16 protein-coding genes and 1 tRNA gene are annotated in these 16,996 nt (G+C 26.4%); 6 read left to right on the top strand and 11 right to left on the bottom strand.

Annotation, left to right across the window (positions count from 1 at the left end):
• Positions 1-25: 25 nt before the first annotated feature.
• The 7 genes from rd to argS form a co-directional block, all read right to left on the bottom strand.
• Positions 26-187 carry a rubredoxin gene (gene rd, locus AS160_RS03135; RefSeq protein ID WP_165144790.1) on the bottom strand — a complete coding sequence of 54 codons (162 nt, stop codon included), beginning with the start codon at positions 185-187 and terminating at the stop codon, positions 26-28.
• Positions 188-199: 12 nt separating this feature from the next.
• Positions 200-604: a Fur family transcriptional regulator gene (locus AS160_RS03140; RefSeq protein WP_165144793.1), complete on the bottom strand. Its 405-nt coding sequence runs from the start codon at positions 602-604 to the stop codon at positions 200-202.
• Between the two features lie 371 nt (positions 605-975).
• A tRNA-Asn gene (locus AS160_RS03145) sits at positions 976-1,050 on the bottom strand.
• Between the two features lie 91 nt (positions 1,051-1,141).
• Positions 1,142-1,846: a hypothetical protein gene (locus AS160_RS03150; RefSeq protein WP_165144796.1), complete on the bottom strand. Its 705-nt coding sequence runs from the start codon at positions 1,844-1,846 to the stop codon at positions 1,142-1,144.
• A 2-nt stretch (positions 1,847-1,848) separates the two neighbouring features.
• Positions 1,849-3,048, bottom strand: a complete 1,200-nt coding sequence (locus AS160_RS03155; RefSeq protein WP_165144799.1) for a TIGR04013 family B12-binding domain/radical SAM domain-containing protein — start codon at positions 3,046-3,048, stop codon at positions 1,849-1,851.
• Positions 3,023-3,472 carry a hypothetical protein gene (locus tag AS160_RS03160; protein ID WP_165144802.1) on the bottom strand — a complete coding sequence of 150 codons (450 nt, stop codon included), beginning with the start codon at positions 3,470-3,472 and terminating at the stop codon, positions 3,023-3,025. Before AS160_RS03160 ends, AS160_RS03155 begins: the two co-directional genes overlap by 26 nt.
• Before the next feature lie 9 nt (positions 3,473-3,481).
• The gene (argS, locus tag AS160_RS03165) at positions 3,482-5,191 is read right to left on the bottom strand and encodes an arginine--tRNA ligase (protein ID WP_165144805.1); all 1,710 of its coding nucleotides are present in this window, start codon (positions 5,189-5,191) and stop codon (positions 3,482-3,484) included.
• A 280-nt stretch (positions 5,192-5,471) separates the two neighbouring features.
• Here argS and dnaK point away from each other — a divergent pair, with 280 nt between their 5' ends.
• Positions 5,472-7,277, top strand: a complete 1,806-nt coding sequence (dnaK, locus tag AS160_RS03170; protein WP_165144808.1) for a molecular chaperone DnaK — start codon at positions 5,472-5,474, stop codon at positions 7,275-7,277.
• A gap of 327 nt (positions 7,278-7,604) precedes the next feature.
• Here the strand turns inward: dnaK and AS160_RS03175 are convergent, their stop codons facing one another.
• The 4 genes from AS160_RS03175 to AS160_RS03190 form a co-directional block, all read right to left on the bottom strand.
• Positions 7,605-8,735, bottom strand: a complete 1,131-nt coding sequence (locus AS160_RS03175; protein WP_165144811.1) for a transglycosylase SLT domain-containing protein — start codon at positions 8,733-8,735, stop codon at positions 7,605-7,607.
• A 1-nt stretch (position 8,736) separates the two neighbouring features.
• A complete protein-coding gene (locus tag AS160_RS03180) occupies positions 8,737-9,219 on the bottom strand; it encodes a hypothetical protein (protein WP_165144814.1) in 483 nt (160 codons plus the stop codon).
• Entirely contained in the window at positions 9,204-9,401 is a 198-nt protein-coding gene (locus AS160_RS03185; protein WP_165144817.1) for a hypothetical protein, read from the bottom strand. The genes AS160_RS03180 and AS160_RS03185 overlap by 16 nt, the downstream gene beginning before the upstream one ends.
• A gap of 75 nt (positions 9,402-9,476) precedes the next feature.
• Complete coding sequence (locus AS160_RS03190; RefSeq protein ID WP_165144820.1) at positions 9,477-10,598, bottom strand: S-layer homology domain-containing protein; 1,122 nt, start codon at positions 10,596-10,598, stop codon at positions 9,477-9,479.
• A 215-nt stretch (positions 10,599-10,813) separates the two neighbouring features.
• Here AS160_RS03190 and aspS point away from each other — a divergent pair, with 215 nt between their 5' ends.
• Genes aspS through der form a run of 5 tightly spaced genes read left to right on the top strand, consistent with a single transcriptional unit; the run spans position 10,814 to position 16,986 of the window.
• The gene (gene aspS / locus AS160_RS03195) at positions 10,814-12,574 is read left to right on the top strand and encodes an aspartate--tRNA ligase (protein ID WP_165144823.1); all 1,761 of its coding nucleotides are present in this window, start codon (positions 10,814-10,816) and stop codon (positions 12,572-12,574) included.
• Between the two features lie 11 nt (positions 12,575-12,585).
• On the top strand, positions 12,586-13,245 hold the full coding sequence (cmk, locus tag AS160_RS03200; protein ID WP_165144826.1) for a (d)CMP kinase: 660 nt from the start codon (positions 12,586-12,588) through the stop codon (positions 13,243-13,245).
• Between the two features lie 4 nt (positions 13,246-13,249).
• Positions 13,250-14,092 (top strand): 4-hydroxy-3-methylbut-2-enyl diphosphate reductase, encoded by an 843-nt coding sequence (gene ispH, locus AS160_RS03205; protein ID WP_165144829.1) that lies wholly within the window; start codon positions 13,250-13,252, stop codon positions 14,090-14,092.
• Positions 14,092-15,648, top strand: coding sequence for a S1 RNA-binding domain-containing protein (locus AS160_RS03210; protein ID WP_165144832.1), 1,557 nt, complete (start codon positions 14,092-14,094; stop codon positions 15,646-15,648). Before ispH ends, AS160_RS03210 begins: the two co-directional genes overlap by 1 nt.
• Before the next feature lie 12 nt (positions 15,649-15,660).
• Entirely contained in the window at positions 15,661-16,986 is a 1,326-nt protein-coding gene (gene der, locus AS160_RS03215; protein ID WP_165144835.1) for a ribosome biogenesis GTPase Der, read from the top strand.
• Positions 16,987-16,996 lie beyond the last annotated feature (10 nt).

Consider the following 16,996-nt stretch of genomic DNA (forward strand, 5'->3'; position numbering starts at 1 on the left):
AACCCGCTTTAAAAGCGGGCTGAAATTATTCTTGTACTTCAAACATATCTTTTCCAACACCACACATTGGACATACCCAATCTTCTGGTAAATTCTCAAAAGTTGTTCCTGCTGGGATACCTGCTGTTGGATCTCCTTCTTCTGGATCATAAATATAACCACATACTGTACATACATATTTTTTCATAGTTTTCCCTCCTTATTTATTTAGACAATCTTTACATATACCTGTAAGTAAATATTGTATTTTCGTTATTTTATGGCCTTCAATCTGTTCTATTTTAGGAACATCTGGAAGTTTTTCTTCGATATCAAAAACTTTTCCGCATTTTTCACAGTAAAAATGATTATGCTCATTATAAAAATAATCGTATCTAATTGCACGGGGGGTAACGATTTCTTCAATTACACCTTTTTCACTTAATAAATTTACAGTGTTAAAAACTGTTGCTCTTGAAATTGCAGGAGTATGATCTTTTAATAGTTCATATATTTCATCTGCTGAAGGATGTTCTTTTCTTTCGGATATTAACTTTAAAATAGTTAATCTTTGAAATGTTGGTCTAATCCCATAACTTTTAAGAATTTCCTCATATTTTTTCATAATCATATCTCCTTTGACATTATCTAAATTTATTATACTATTTTTTTTAGATATTGTCAATATTTATATATTTCAAATATGTAAAATTGATATCATATATATAAAAAAGCCCCCGAAGGGGCAGAAGGATGGAAATGGTCTCTATTTTTTTATATTTTTTAAACTACATAATGCACAACCGCTTGTTAAAAAACTCACAATTACTACAAATGAAAATAATAGAATCCCCAATCCTAATTCCATATTATCCCTCCCAAAAATAAATATTACTTAAAAGAAAACTTTCATATTTTCTATAAAAAATTTAAGAAAAAAATATTTTTTTCACAAAACGTTTTTTTAATTAAAAGTTCAGCTTTCGCTGAACTTAATGGCTCCGGCGGAGGGATTCGAACCCCCAGCCTAGTGGTTAACAGCCACCCGCTCTACCGTTGAGCTACGCCGGAACGACAAGACTTATTATAACATATATTTTGAATTTAATCAAGAAAATTTTTTGATACAATTATTAAATATATATATATATTTTTTAAATAATTATTTTACATAAATTATTTTGGAAATTTCAAGCCATCTAATTCTTTTTTCTTTTATTGAATAAATAAAATTAGCATAACCTATAGTATCAGCATGGTATAACCCTGAAATTTTTATTTTTCCAGATAGTTCATATACTCCATCATTTCCAAAGTCATATGGGTATAATTCATTTACTCCTCCTATGAAAAGTTCATTATATTCACCAATAAACTTCTCGTATTTATTATAAGCATTCATATTTATATATTCTTCTTTTCTATCTGATAAATCTATATATGTATAAGCATCTTCGTATTTTATTAATGCTTTAAATCCATCCATAAACGACGTTTCTAATTTTAAAAAAATAAAATCAGGATTTAGTAATTCTCCATTTTCATATGAATATATATAATAATAATTATAATTTCCACTACCTCCAGAATATCCTTTTACAAAAATATCTAATTCTTTATCTCCATCAAAATCATAAAAATCAATTGAAGGTTCATAAGCTCCAAATCCTAGTTCTATTGTAGTTGACTCTTTTCCTACAATAGTTAATTTAAGATTATCAATAAAAATAGAACTAATATAATCACCTTCTAATATAACTTTCTCATTAAGGGAATCATTGTTTAAATCAACAGCTTTTTGGATGATTACATTTGAAAACATTAATAATGGAAATAAAATAATTAATAATACTACAATCTTTTTCATATTTATTCGCCTCCAAAAAAATGATTATATAGTTTTAGTGATAATTGTTCTTGTTTATGCCAATAACCGCCTAATTTTTCATCTCTAGATAAATCTCCTAATTTTTTATAATATTTTTTATTTAGTTTCCCTGGTCCAGTATTAAACAAAGGAGTTCCAGGTAATGGCATAAATGTATGTGAGTGAATAACTGCATTATATTTTTCTGTTATTTTATCCATAAAATCAAAAGTTTTTTTAATATCTTCATCAGTTTCAAATGGGAATCCGAATATAAAATCAACATAAGGTATAAATCCGTAGTCGTTTAATAAAGCTAAAGCTCTTTCCACAATTTCTAAATTATGACCTCTTTTAATTTTATTTAAAATTCTTTCACTACCGCTTTGAGCTCCTATAATTATCATATTATTATCTACATATTTTTTTATAATTTTTAAAACTTCAGGAGTAACAGATTCTGGTCTTACATCAGATGGAAAAGATCCTAAATAAATTTCCTCCATACCTATTTTCTTTAAATTAAAAAGTAATTCTTCTATTTTTTCTACATTTGGTATCACACCATTTTTTGAACCATATCCAAAGGCGTTTGGGGTTATAAACCTGGCAATTTTTCTATTAAATTTAATACCTTTTTTAGCGTACTCTAGTATAATTTCAACATCTCTATGTCTAACTTTTCTTCCAAATAAATTAGGCGTTTGACAGTATCCACAGAGGAATGGACAACCTCTAGTAATTTCTATAGGCATAAAATGTTGATTTTTTATTGCAAAAGGAGGATATTTATTTAGATCTACAATATCTGTAGAAAAAATTATTTTGTTTTTTATTTCAATATTATTTAATATATTTTTTAAAAAATCGGTGAAGTTTTTTTCCCCTTCACCTACAAATATATAATCAAAACCTATATTTAATGTGTTTTCAGGCATTGCGCTTGGGTGGGGCCCGCCTGCTACTATTTTAAAACCTTTTTCTTTTAAAATTGGAATTTCTTTTTCAACATCAAATATATCAAAACTCATGAATGAATAGGCAATTAATGTATCTTTAGGATTATATTCTAATATTTTTTCAAAATTTTTTTCTAATATTATTTCTATTTGAATATCTTCTTTTTCTATTGCAGATATTAATGCAACATATGAATACCTATTTGATTTAAATAATCTAAAAATTATCCTTTTCAATAGCATCATCCTTTTTAGGGAATATATCTCTTAATCCAGATGCAAAAATCAATATAGCAATAATGATTGCAGAAGAAGTAGAGATATTTACATATATATATGAGCCAATAGCTAAAGCATTAATAATCCAAGCTAAAGTAATAAATAATCTCTTATTTTTATAACTATATAAAGATGAAAAAATAGTAGATGCTAATACTAAAATAATAAATATGTCTATATTAAAACTTTTAATAATTCCAAAAATAGATAATAATGTACCTATAAACAAATAAACAATAGTTAATTTATCATATTTTTTTGATAAAAAGGAAAATAATGCTGTGATTAATCCAAAAATTACTACTAAGATCATATATAATAAATTCGCTTTTAAATAAAATGCTGCTAATCCAGATAGTAATAACGAAAAAGCTATAGGGTAAATCATCATCACACCTCACATTTTGTCTACTACATTTATTCCTAACAAGTTTAAACCTTTTCTTAGAACTTCACCAGCTAAATGAGATAATAATAATCTTGATTTTAAAATAGATTCCTCTTCTTTTAATACAGGTAAACTATTATAGAATGAATTATATGTCTGTGCTAATTCAAATAAATAATCAGCAATTAAATTTGGTTTATAGTCATCAGCCGCTCTCATAACTACTATTGGTAGTTGTGTTAATAATAGTCCTAGTTTTCTTTCTAATGGTTCAATTAAATTTAATTTTATATTTTCTAAAGAATATCCGGTCTCTTTGGCTTTTCTTTTTAAAGATTGAATTCTAGCATATGTATATAATAAATATGGCGCGGTATTTCCGTCAAATGCTAACATTTTATCCCAATCAAAAATTATATGACTAATTCTATTTTGACTCAAATCTGAATATTTTACGGCTCCGATACCTATAATTTCTGCAATATGATTTTTTTCTTCCTCTGATAAATTAGGATTTTTTTCTTCAATTATTTCTTTAGCTTTTTCAACGGCTTTATTTAATAACTCTTCTAATTTAATAACATTTCCTTTTCTTGTTGAAAATACACCATCAGCAAATCTCATTAATCCAAACCAAATATGTTGATAATTTCCGTCCCAGCCGATTTTTCTTGCAATATTAAATACTTGTTTAAAATGAGTTTGTTGTCTTTCATCGGTTACATATAATATTCTATTTGGATTATATGTTTCTCTTCTGAATTTAATACAAGCTAGATCAGATGTTGCATATAGAAATGCGCCATCTTTCTTTTGTATAATAGCTGGTGGTAAATTTTCTTCTTCTTCAAAAAATACAACAACAGCGCCTTCGCTATATGTAGCTATTCCTTTATCTAATAATAATTTAACAATATCTGGCATAATATCATGATAATGTGATTCGCCATAATATGTTTCAAATTCTATATCCATTCTTTTATAAATTTTATTATATTCTTTTAAAGAAAGATCAATAAATTCTTGCCATAACTTTCTATTTTCTGGATCTCCATCTTGCAATTTTTTTAATTCTTGTCGTGCTTCTTCTAATAAATCCGGATTTTTTTCAGATTCTTGTTCGAATTTTACATAAATTCTTTCCATTTCGCCTATAGGATCTTTTTCATAATTTTCTTTATCTAACCACAATCTATAAGCGACTATTAGTTTTCCAAATTGAGTTCCCCAATCACCTAAATGATTATCTCCTATTACTTCATATCCTAAATATCTATATATTCTTTTTATAGAATCACCAATAACCGTACTTCTTAAATGACCTATATGCATTGGTTTTGCGATATTTGGAGAAGAATAATCAATAACAACAGTTCCTTTGTCTTTAATAAATGAAAAATCTGGATCTTCTTTTTCAATTTTTGGTAGATAATCAACCAAAAATTCATTTTTTATGTAAATATTAATAAATCCTGGCCCAGCAATTTCTATTTTTTCAATTATATTATTTTCAGGTATATTATCTATTATTTCTTGGGCTATTGACCTAGGAGCTTTCTTTAATATTTTTGAATTTATCATAGCAAAATTAGTTTGAAAATCACCAAAATTTTCATTTGATGTTCTTTGGATTATAGGATCCTTTAATTCTGTATCTGGGTATATTTTTTTTACAGTTTCTTTGAATATATCCTCTAATATTTTTTCAATTAATTTCATTTTTTCACTCCCTTTCAAAAATTCTATATAACTTATTATAACATAGATATTGTTAAAAAAAGTATAAATTATATTGTTAATAATAAAAAATAAATTTATATAGCAATCTATAATTAAGAATGCTATACAATTTAGTAAAAAATACATTTATATTTAATATAATTATTTAATAATAAATATTGTATAAAATTGTTAAATTTATATTTCGATTGAACATTTTTTTGATTTTTGCAGTATAATATATATGGAAATCGAAAAGAAGAATAAGGAGGTAGATAAAATGGCTGAAAAAGAATATGTAGTTGGTATTGACCTTGGTACAACAAACTCAGCTATAGCATGGATGAAACCTGATGGAAACGTTGAAGTAATTCCTAATGCTGAAGGTAAAAGAACAACACCTTCAATTGTACATTTTTCAAAAGATGGAACAGTTATTGTAGGAGAACCAGCAAAAAGACAGGTTGTATTGCATCCTGAAAGAACTATTAGATCAATTAAAAGAAAAATGGGATCAGATTATAAAGTAAATGTGGATAACAAAAGTTTTACTCCACAACAAATTAGTGCTTTTGTTTTACAAAAATTAGTTAGAGATGCAGAAGCATATTTGGGTGGAAAAATAAAAAAAGCAGTTATAACTGTTCCTGCATATTTTAATGATGCACAAAGACAAGCGACAAAAGAAGCTGGTGAAATTGCAGGATTAGAAGTTTTAAGAATTATTAACGAGCCAACAGCAGCATCTATTGCTTTTGGATTAAATAAAGTTCATGAAGATAAAAAAATAGTGGTATATGATTTAGGTGGGGGTACATTTGATGTTTCAATTCTTGATGTTGGTGAAGGTGTTATTGAAGTTGTATCAACATCAGGAAACAACCATTTAGGTGGAGATGATTTTGACCAAAAAATTATAGATTGGTTAGTAGAAGAATTCAAGAAAGAAAATGGTGCAGATATTTCTTCTGATAGACAAGCAATGCAAAGATTAAAAGAAGCTGCTGAAACGGCAAAAATTGAATTATCTACAAAATTAGAAACTGAAATTAATTTGCCATTTATTACAGTTGTTAATGGCCAACCAGTACATTTGCAAAAAACATTAACAAGAAAGAAATTTGAAGAATTAGTAAGAGATTTAGTAGAATCTACAAGGAAACCAATTGAAACAGCATTAAAAGATGCAGGGTTATCAGCTGATGAAATTGATGATGTATTATTAGTTGGAGGATCAACAAGAATTCCAGCAGTTCAAGAATTAGTAAAATCAATATTCCATAAAGAACCAAGTAAAGGAGTAAACCCTGATGAAGCAGTTGCTGTTGGAGCTGCAGTTCAAGCAGCTATTATGACAGGTAACACTGAACAAGATTTAGTTTTAGTTGATGTTACTCCATTATCATTAGGGGTTGAAGTTAAAGGTGGATTAATGGAAGTTATTATTCCAAAGAATAGTAAAATTCCTATCAGAAAAAGTAAAGTGTTTACAACAGCAGCAGATTTTCAAACTGAGGTTGAAATTGGAGTATTCCAAGGTGAAAGACCAATTGCTAGAGATAATTTCTTCTTAGGAAGTTTCAAATTAACAGGACTTCCACCAGCACCTAGAGGAGTTCCTCAAATTGAAGTATCATTTGATATAGACGCTAATGGTATTGTTAATGTTTCTGCTAAAGATTTAGGAACTGGAAAACAACAATCAATGGTTGTAACTGGAAGGAATAAATTATCTTCAGAAGATATTGAAAGAATGATTAGAGAGGCTCAAGAATATGAAGAGCAAGATAAGAGAAAAAGAGAAGAAATTGAACTTAAAAATCAAGCAGATGACTTATCATATCAAGTGGAAAAATTAATTAATGAAAATAAGGATAAAATACCAGAAGATCAAAAAACAAGGTTAGAATCATTAATAAGTGATGTGAGAGATGCTATAAATAATAATGATATATCTAAATTAAAAATAGTTATGGAAGACTTAAAGAACGAATCAATGAAATTAGGACAATTTATCTATCAACAAGCTCAACAATCAACAAATGAAGAAACAAATACGAATCCAGAAGATTCACAAAATAATTAAAAAAACTCTGGACCATTGATCTGAACCCAAAAAATAAAATAATAAAAAAAACACCCCCGAAAGTGATAAAATAAAAGTAGGGGGTGTTTTTTTGTGGATATATAAAAAGCATTAAAAAATACAATCATAAAAAAAGTATAAATTCCAATCAAATTAAATAATATACTCAGAGTACTGGAACTATGTTGTATAAGTTCTTTATTTCATTTTTAATTGTGCCACTTTCTGAGAGTGTATTACATCGTAGTTTTTTATCTTACCAAAAAAATTTTTATAATTTTTAGTATAATTGTATTAATTTTTTATAGCCTTAAAATGTTTTAAATCTTAAGGGTAAACTTTATTCCATTCTTTCTCGTATATTAAAACTTTATTTAAGTAATTTGATGTTTCTTTCCTGGTGTTATTTATTAGATAATGGTATAATGAAGATAAATCAAAGTTTTCAAGATTAAGTCCTCTAACCATTTTTGAAATTGCAATTGGACCCATGTTGTATCCAGCAATAACTAAATATTTTCTCTTTGAATAATCTTTTTCAAATTCAAAGTATTTATTATGTAATAAATATATATAAGTAGCACCATACAATATATTTTTTTCTGGGTTATATAGTTCATTAACTAAAGATCTTGGATTAGGTTTTTTATTATATAAATATATATATGCTTCAGTTGCTGCGTATCGCGGTATTAATTGCATTAAACCTAATGCTCCGCTTTTAGATCTTACATTTGGTAAAAAAGAAGATTCTTTTTGTATTATAGATAAAATAAATGACCTTGGAATTCCGTACTTATTTTTTATATTATCAATAATTGGTATATATTGTTTTGCTCTTTCTAGAAATGGATTATTTTTTATAGGTATTTTCGTAGTATATATAACCTTATTCTCAAACTCTTTTTCCTTTTTTATTTTGACAGTTTCTAAATCATTTTTTTTCACCAAATTATCTAAAATAGGTTTATTTGTATATTCATCCTTTTTAAAAATTGTTTTTTCTGCTTGATCTTTAATTTTTTTTTCAATATTTTTTTTAGATTCATTTTTATCAACTATAACTTTAACTTCTATATATCCATATTTATTTTCAATGTCACCTTTAAAAGTGACAATACTAAAAGATTTTAAATCATTGGAAAAATCGTACCATTTATCTGGTACATATTCAAAATCTTCTCCCCAAATTGCTTTAAAGTTTTTTATAAATTCTACTTCTTTTTTGGTATATTCTTCGTAATATTTATCCCATTCCTTTTGACTTTCTTCATATAATTTTTCCCATTGTTTATCTATATATTTTAAGTGTTCATTCCATTCTTTATTCATATCTTCGAAATATTCATTAAAATCATCAGAAAACAAATTTGAATCAAAATTTATATCTATATCTGGTAGATCCGAATATAATATTATAGTAAGAAGTAATATTATAATAATAAATAATTTTTTCATATTATTTCCCCCAATAATCTTTTAAATAATTTTTGATTCTTATAGATAACTCAATTATTCCTATACAATAAATATTTATTCCTATCAAATAAGCTAAAATAGAAAAAATATACAATATTTTATTGTTTAATAAAAAATGAGGTATTAGAAAATTAAAAAAAATTAAAAATGTAGTAAGAGAAATAATATAAGCTAAAACATAATATATCCATTTTTTAGAATAATAAAAGAAAATTAAAGGAATAAAAAATAATATAATTAAAGATAAAGTTTGTATATGTAATCCAACAAGTAAGTTTAAAAAGAAAAATCCCACTGTAAATATTATAGAATAGTATAAATTATTCAACAGTGGGATAAATATTGGTAATAATAAAGGTATTATATTCGGTGCAATATGATAAAATTTTGAAATAATATATAATATAAAAGATATAGATAAAAATATTCCAGTTAAATAAAGCTTGTTTAAATACAAGAACAAAGATCCCCTCCCGCACATTCACAACAAGTATCAACTACAGCGATTGTTCCTATGCATTGTAAACATTCTGCACAATCATCGTTTCTTCTATAATATCCTGCTCTAAATTTGTTTAAATCATCTTTTATTTCCTCATTATTTTTATAATCTTCAAAAAGTTTTTTCCAATTATTATTTTTCATACTTCACCTCCAATTACTTTAATTCCATGAATATTATACCATATTAAAAAATCCCCTATATATAGGGGATTGAGATTAATAGTTTGAAGGATTTATAAAGTATATAGTTATTCCTGCTATTCCTAATAAAACACCTAACCAACTCAAGATATTTGCTTGATTTGCAGTTTTTTCAATTTTATTAACTCTAGCAGAATCAACAATTGAATCTGAAGTTGCATAATTAGCTAATTGAGCTTCTAAATCACTTTTTGTAACATAATCATTTAATTGAGAATCTTTTACTAAACCTGATAAATCAGATTTTAAAGCATAATTTTTTAATTCATTATTTAAAGATCCGAAAGTTACAAATTCTTGAAGATCAGATTTTGTAACAAAGTTATTTAAATTTGATTCTAATAATTTTATTTTGTCAGAATTAGATAAAGTCAAATTCTCTAAATTGCTTAATTTTCCTGATAAAGTATTTAAATCAGAAATTTTTGCATAAGCTTCTAAATCAGTTTTATCAGCTTTTTTACTTTCTAAAGATGCAAGTTGAGAATCAAAATTAATTGAATTAATTTTTGTCTCTAAAGATGCAACTTTATTAGCTAAAACACCTATTGATTCTAAAGCTGCTTTATTTGTAGCAACTTCGGATTTTAATGAAGATAATTCTGTTGAGAGTTCTTTTAAAGTAGATAGATTATTTTCTAAATTAGCAATTCTTGTTTCTAAGTTTGATAATGAATCAACTTTTGTACTTAAGAAACTAATAACTTCATAAGCTGTTTTTAATTCGTTGATTGAGTTTTCTAATTCTTTTATTCTATTGTTTAAATCGCCAGCATCAAAATTTGACATAGAATCTTTTATAATATTTTCAACTTCAGCTTTAGTTAATCCAGAAGATTTTTTAGATAATTCTTGTAATTGCTTATCAATAGAAACAACTTTTTCAGCTAATGTAGCAAATAATTGTTGTTCAACATATTTTAATGCTCTATCTAAAGCTACTGTAAGTTGGTATCTGTTTACTTGGGATAATCCTTGATATGTACCATCTGGGAATCCTTCTATAATACCTAAGGATGATAATCTTTCAATAGAATCAAATGCCCAATGATTTACAGGTACATCCTTATAAGTTGTCGCTGCAAAGGAAAATACAGCTAAAGCTAATACTGTTAAAATGAGTAAAAGTTTTTTCATCCTAACACCTCCAAAAAAATTTATTTATTATAATTGTAATTATCAAATACTATTTTACCACAAAAATCAAAAAAAATGGTAAAATAAAATGGTATTTTTAGACACATTTTTATGATATACTTTATTTAAAATAAATTAAGTAATCTAATATAACTTTCTACAGTATTATATCATAATCCTTTAAAATATAAAAATGAAATTAGCGGAGGTGTATTATGCGTTTAAAAAGAACACATAAATGTGGAGAATTAAATAGTAAAAATGTAAATGATGTTGTTATTCTCAATGGTTGGGTTGAAAGAATAAGGGATTTAGGAGGTATTAAATTTGGATTATTAAGAGATAGATATGGGAAAATTCAATTTGTAATAGATCCTGAAAATAAAAATATATATGATTTAGCTAATGAAATAGGTAATGAATATGTTATTGCTATTAAAGGAAAGGTAAGAAATAGACCTGAAGATGCAGTAAATAAAAATATGAAAACCGGTGAAATAGAAGTTTTAGTTGAAGATCTTGAAATATTATCAGAATCTGAGACGCCACCTATATATGTTAATAAGGAAGAAGAAATTTCAGAAAATTTGAGATTAAAATATAGATATTTAGATTTAAGAAAAGAAAGAATGCAAAGAAATATATTAATGAGGCATAAAGCATTGCAAATAGTTAGACAATATTTTTCTGAAAATGATTTTGTTGAAATAGAAACACCATACTTAACAAAAAGTACTCCAGAGGGAGCAAGAGATTTCTTAGTGCCTTCAAGGTTAAAACCTGGTTCTTTTTATGCATTACCTCAATCGCCTCAGTTATTTAAACAATTATTAATGGTATCTGGTTTTGATAGATATTTTCAAATAGCTAGATGTTTTAGAGATGAAGATTTTAGAGCAGATAGACAACCAGAATTTTCTCAAATAGATTTTGAAATGTCATTTGTTGATATGAATGATATATTAACTTTTTCAGAAGGATTATTAGGGAAATTATTTAAAGAATTGCTAAATTATGAGTTGGAATTGCCATTGAGAAGATATACATATGATGAAGTTATGGATAAATATGGATCAGATAAACCGGATACAAGATATGGATTAGAAATTCAAGATTTTACTGAATATTTTAAAAATACGAAAGCAGAATTTATTAAATCTTCTATTGAAAAAGGTGAAAGTGTTAGAGGTATCGTATTAGAAAACAAAGGGAATAAATTTTCTAGAAAAAGAATAGATGAATATACAGAATTTGCAAAATCTGTTGGTGCAAACGGTATGATTTGGGTGAGAAATGAAAATGGTGAAGTAAAATCGTCTATAAAGAAATTAGCTGAAGATGAATTAAAAGAATTATTTGAAAAAGAAATAATAAAAAACAATGATATAGCATTTATTTTAGTAGGAAAAAGATTAGAAATTAATAAAATATTAGGTCATATTAGAAATAAATTAATAAAAGAAGAAATGGATAAAAAAGAAGGGTTTGATGTATTGTGGGTAGTTGATTTTCCAATGTTTGCATGGGATGAAGAAGAAAAAAGATTAGTTGCAGAACATCATCCTTTTACAATGCCAAAATTAGAAGAGTTTGAAAAATACGCAGATACAGATCCTTTAAAAATTAGAGCTCAATGTTATGATTTGGTAATTAATGGATATGAAATGGCCAGTGGAAGTATAAGGGTTCATAGAAAGGATTTACAAAATAAAATTTTTGAATTAATAGGATTAAGCGAAAAAGAAATTAATGAAAAATTTGGATTTTTAATAGAAGCTTTTAAATATGGACCACCTCCACATGGTGGAGCTGCATTAGGTTTTGATAGGCTAATAGCTATTATGGTTGGTGAAGAATCAATAAAAGAAGTAATAGCTTTTCCTAAAACAGCAAGTGGTTCTGATCCTATGACCGAAGCGCCTTCTGCGGTGTCAGAAAGACAATTAAAAGAATTAAAGATTAAATTAGATCTTTAAGGAGGAATAAAATGTTTAATGTAGCAATTGATGGTCCTGCGGGTTCTGGAAAAAGCACAATAGCAAAGGAAATAGCAAGAATATTTAAATTATATTATTTGGATAGTGGAGCTTTATATAGAGCTTTTGGATATTTTTTAAAGAAAAAAGGTATTGATCTTAACAATGATGAAGATATATATAGTGCATTAAAAGAATTTGACATAAAAATAATAAATGGAGATTATTATCTTTTTGATGAAAAGTTAGATTTTCAAATTAGAACATCTGAAATAGGAAAGGCTGCTTCTATAGTAGCAAAAAGACCACTAGTTAGGGAAAAAGTAAATGAAATTTTGAGGAATATATCTAAAAATCACGGTGTTGTAATAGATGGTAGGGATATAGGAACAGTAGTTTTACCAAATGCTGAAGTGAAGATATTTTTAACAGCGTCGATAGAAGAAAGGGCTAAAAGAAGGTATAAAGAATTATTAGAAAAAGGAGAAAATGTAGAGTATAAAAGTATATATGAAGATATTAAAAAGAGAGATGAAGCTGATTCTACAAGAGAAATAGCTCCATTAAAACCTGCGTCTGATTCAATTATAGTAGATACAACAGGCAAAGATATTGAAACAGTAGTAAATGAAATAAAAAATATAATTATTAGAAAAATAAATTTGGAGTGAAAATATGGAAATACGTTTGGCAAAAAAAATAGGTTTTTGTTATGGTGTAGAAAGAGCCTATAAAGAAGCTTTAACATTATCAAAAGAAAATAAAAAGGTATATATATATGGTGATCTTGTTCATAATAACAAGGTAAAAAAAGAGCTTATAGAAAACAATATTTGTTTTTTCTATGAATTAGATAAATTACCCATGGATTCGAAAGATTCTATATGCATAATAAGAGCGCATGGTATTCCATTAAAAGATAAAGAATATTTAAGAGATAATTTTAGTAAGGTAATTGATTTAACTTGTCCTATAGTTGAAAAAGTTTTTAATTATGCATATAATATACAAAAAAATGGGTATTATATAATTGCATATGGGAAAAAAGAGCATGCCGAGATGATAGGATTAAAAGGTAATATTGATGAAAAAAAACTAGAAATTATTAAAGAACCAAAGGGATATAATCATAGTAAAATATGTATTATTAGCCAAACAACAATGGATTACAATAAATTTAGAGAATTTTCTGCAGAGATAGTTAGGTTATCTGATTTTAATGAAGTTGTTATAAAGGATACAATCTGTTATGAAACGAAAATAAGAGAAAATGAATCTAAAGATATTGCAATTTGGGCAGAATTTGTTATAATAATAGGAGGAAAACACAGTTCGAATACTAGAAAATTATATGAAATAGCAAAAAAATACAATGATAATGCTGTTCATATTGACTCGGTAGATGAATTGAAGGGCATGGATATTTCAGGTTATAATAAAATTGGTATCTTAACAGGTACATCAACACCAAATAAATCTGTTGAAGAAGTTATTGAATATTTAAGGAGGGGTTTTTGATGGTTGGAGATAAAAACGAATTTGAAAAACTTTTAAACGAAGAAACGGAATTTCAAATAAAAAAGGGGGATATTATAAAAGGAAAAATTATTACTCAAGGTTCCGATGGAGTTTTTGTTTCTGCTGAAGGTAAACCTTTTGATGTTTATGTGGGAAAAGATTATTTATTAAAAAATGTTAATGATTATAAATTGGGTGATGAAATTACAGTTAAATTATTAAAAATTAATGAATCAGAAGGTCAAGCATTTGGATCTGAAAAAGCAGCAAAAAAAGATGAAATTATTGGAGAAATAACGGAAGGTAAAATTGTTAAAGGAAAGATAAAAGAAAAGGTTAATAAAGGATATAAGGTAATATTAGAGAATGTAATAGAAGGATTTTTACCAGGTTCTTTAGCAATGATAAATAGAAATTCAGATTTTCCAAAGGAAGAAATGGATTTTCTTGTATTAAAAAATGAAAAGAGAAGAAATAAAACAAATATTGTTGTATCTAGGAGAGGTATAATAGAAAAATATACAGAAGAATTCTTTAATAATCATCATTTAAATATGATAATAGAAGGTGTTGTAACCGATATAAAAGAATTTGGCTTGTTTGTTAATTTAAATCAATATATTACAGCATTGGCTCCAAAGAGTGAATTATCTTGGGACAAAAATTTTGATCATATGAAATATTATAAAATTGGAGATAAATTAAAGGGTGTAATAATAAAATTAGATAAAGATAGTAAAAAAGTATCTATTTCAGTAAAAAGGTTAAAAAATGATCCATGGGACGAAGTTGAAAGAAAGTTCCCAATAGATTCTATTGTTAAAGGAGAAGTTGTAGAAATATTCCCATTTGGTTTTGCAATTAGATTAGATGAGGGTATAGAAGGATTAGTTCATGAATCAGAAATATTCTGGTCGGGTAAAGGTAAAATAGAAGATGTGGTCAAAGTTGGAGATGTAGTAAAAGTTAAAGTATTATCCATCGATAAAGATAATAAAAAAATATCTTTAAGTTATAAACAAGTTATGGGGGATCCTTGGGAAGATATTGAAAATAAATTAAAATATGGAGATATAGTAGAAGGTATTGTTGAAAAAATATTACCTAATGGTATAATAGTTAAATTAAATGATGGATTAACAGGGTTTGCGCATGTTTCAGAATTGTCTTGGAATTTTGTAGATGATGTAGAAAGTTTATTTAACGAAGGGGAAAAAATTACAGTTAAAGTTTTGCATGTTGATAAAGAAAATAGAAAAATAAAATTAAGTGTAAAACAAACTAAAGAAAATCCTTGGAAAAAAATATCTAATGAATTGAAAAAAGGAGATAAAATATCTGGAAAAGTTGTTAAATATGTTGGAAAGGGTGCAGTTGTATTAATTGATGAATATGAAGTTGAAGCGTTTGTTCCAAAATCAAAAATTGAATTGAAAGAAAATGAAGAAATGGAACATGTATTGAAAATTGGAGATAGTGTTGAAGGGGAAATATTATCTATTGAATTTGAAAATGAAGAGCAAAAAGGTAGTATGGTTATTAGTTTAATAAAATAATGAGGTGAGTATATGAAACCAGTTGTGCTAATTATTGGAAAACCAAATGTAGGTAAATCAACTTTATTTAATAGGTTGATAAAAGAAAAAAAAGCTATTGTAATGGATTATCCAGGCGTTACTAGAGATCAAATATTTAGTGAGGCACGCTATGATGGGCGTGCCTTCACCTTAGTTGATACTTGTGGTATTTTTGAGGAACCTACTAATGAATTAGAAGAAATTGCAAAGAAAAAAGTTATAGAATCATTAAATGATTCTGATTTAATATTATTTGTAGTAGATGGAAGAAATGGATTAACACCAGAAGATTATTACTTAGCAGATATTTTAAGAAGGGTAAAAGAAAAAGTTATATTTGTTGCTAATAAGGTTGAATCATATGAAAAATATGAGATAAATATATTGCCTGAATTATATAAATTGGGTTTAGGTGAACCAATTCCTATTTCGGCAGAACATAATAAAAATTTAGATGAACTTATAGAGGGGATTTTTGAAAAAATACCTGAACATCCAATTGAAGAAGAATCTAATGAAGAGGTTATAAAAGTTGCTTTAATAGGGAGAGCTAATGCTGGTAAATCTTCTTTGTTTAATGCTATTACTGGTATTGAAAGAGCTATAGTTTCTGATGTTCCTGGAACTACAAGGGATAGCATAGATGAGTTAGTTGAAATTAATGGTCAAAAATATTTATTTATAGATACTGCAGGTTTAAAAAGAAAATCAAAAACATCTTATGGGTCTGTAGAAATGTACAGTACAGTTAGAACTATTCGAGCAATAGAAAATTCAGATGTTGTAGTTTTATTAATAGATGCTGTTGAAGGTATTACTCAACAAGATAAAAAAGTTATAGGGACTGCAGAAAATAGAGGTAAAGCTACAGTAATTGCATTTAATAAATGGGATTTAGTAAAATATCATGATAAAAGAATGGAAGAATATTTAAAACTTTTTGAAAAAGAATTATATTTTGTAAATTATAGTCCAGTAGTTTTTACATCAGCGGCTAAACATTGGGGCATAGAAAAATTAATGGATGCTATAGATAATTCGTATAATTCATATACCAAAAGAATACCAACTAGTGCGTTAAATGCTGCATTGGAAAGATTTATGATGGTTTCTCCACCTCCAATTAGAAAAGGAAAAAGGATTAAAATTTATTATGGGACTCAAGTAGATATAAAACCTCCAGTATTTACATTTTTCTGTAATATGCCTCAAGAAATACCTAAGTCATATCAAAGAGCAATTCAAAATATGATTCGAAGATATATCGATCCATTTATTGGAGCACCAGTATTTGTTAAATTTAAAAAAAGAGGCTAGTATTGAGGTG

Origin of the sequence: Marinitoga sp. 38H-ov (assembly GCF_011057715.1) — a bacterium.
Classification (GTDB): Bacteria; Thermotogota; Thermotogae; order Petrotogales; family Petrotogaceae; genus Marinitoga.

Coding starts and splice junctions, on each gene's coding strand:
- rd (WP_165144790.1), bottom strand. CDS start 187: ATGAAAAAATATGTATGTACAGTATGTGGTTATATTTATGATCCAGAA.
- AS160_RS03140 (WP_165144793.1), bottom strand. CDS start 604: ATGAAAAAATATGAGGAAATTCTTAAAAGTTATGGGATTAGACCAACA.
- AS160_RS03150 (WP_165144796.1), bottom strand. CDS start 1,846: ATGAAAAAGATTGTAGTATTATTAATTATTTTATTTCCATTATTAATG.
- AS160_RS03155 (WP_165144799.1), bottom strand. CDS start 3,048: ATGCTATTGAAAAGGATAATTTTTAGATTATTTAAATCAAATAGGTAT.
- AS160_RS03160 (WP_165144802.1), bottom strand. CDS start 3,472: ATGATTTACCCTATAGCTTTTTCGTTATTACTATCTGGATTAGCAGCA.
- argS (WP_165144805.1), bottom strand. CDS start 5,191: ATGAAATTAATTGAAAAAATATTAGAGGATATATTCAAAGAAACTGTA.
- dnaK (WP_165144808.1), top strand. CDS start 5,472: ATGGCTGAAAAAGAATATGTAGTTGGTATTGACCTTGGTACAACAAAC.
- AS160_RS03175 (WP_165144811.1), bottom strand. CDS start 8,735: ATGAAAAAATTATTTATTATTATAATATTACTTCTTACTATAATATTA.
- AS160_RS03185 (WP_165144817.1), bottom strand. CDS start 9,401: ATGAAAAATAATAATTGGAAAAAACTTTTTGAAGATTATAAAAATAAT.
- AS160_RS03190 (WP_165144820.1), bottom strand. CDS start 10,598: ATGAAAAAACTTTTACTCATTTTAACAGTATTAGCTTTAGCTGTATTT.
- aspS (WP_165144823.1), top strand. CDS start 10,814: ATGCGTTTAAAAAGAACACATAAATGTGGAGAATTAAATAGTAAAAAT.
- cmk (WP_165144826.1), top strand. CDS start 12,586: ATGTTTAATGTAGCAATTGATGGTCCTGCGGGTTCTGGAAAAAGCACA.
- ispH (WP_165144829.1), top strand. CDS start 13,250: ATGGAAATACGTTTGGCAAAAAAAATAGGTTTTTGTTATGGTGTAGAA.
- AS160_RS03210 (WP_165144832.1), top strand. CDS start 14,092: ATGGTTGGAGATAAAAACGAATTTGAAAAACTTTTAAACGAAGAAACG.
- der (WP_165144835.1), top strand. CDS start 15,661: ATGAAACCAGTTGTGCTAATTATTGGAAAACCAAATGTAGGTAAATCA.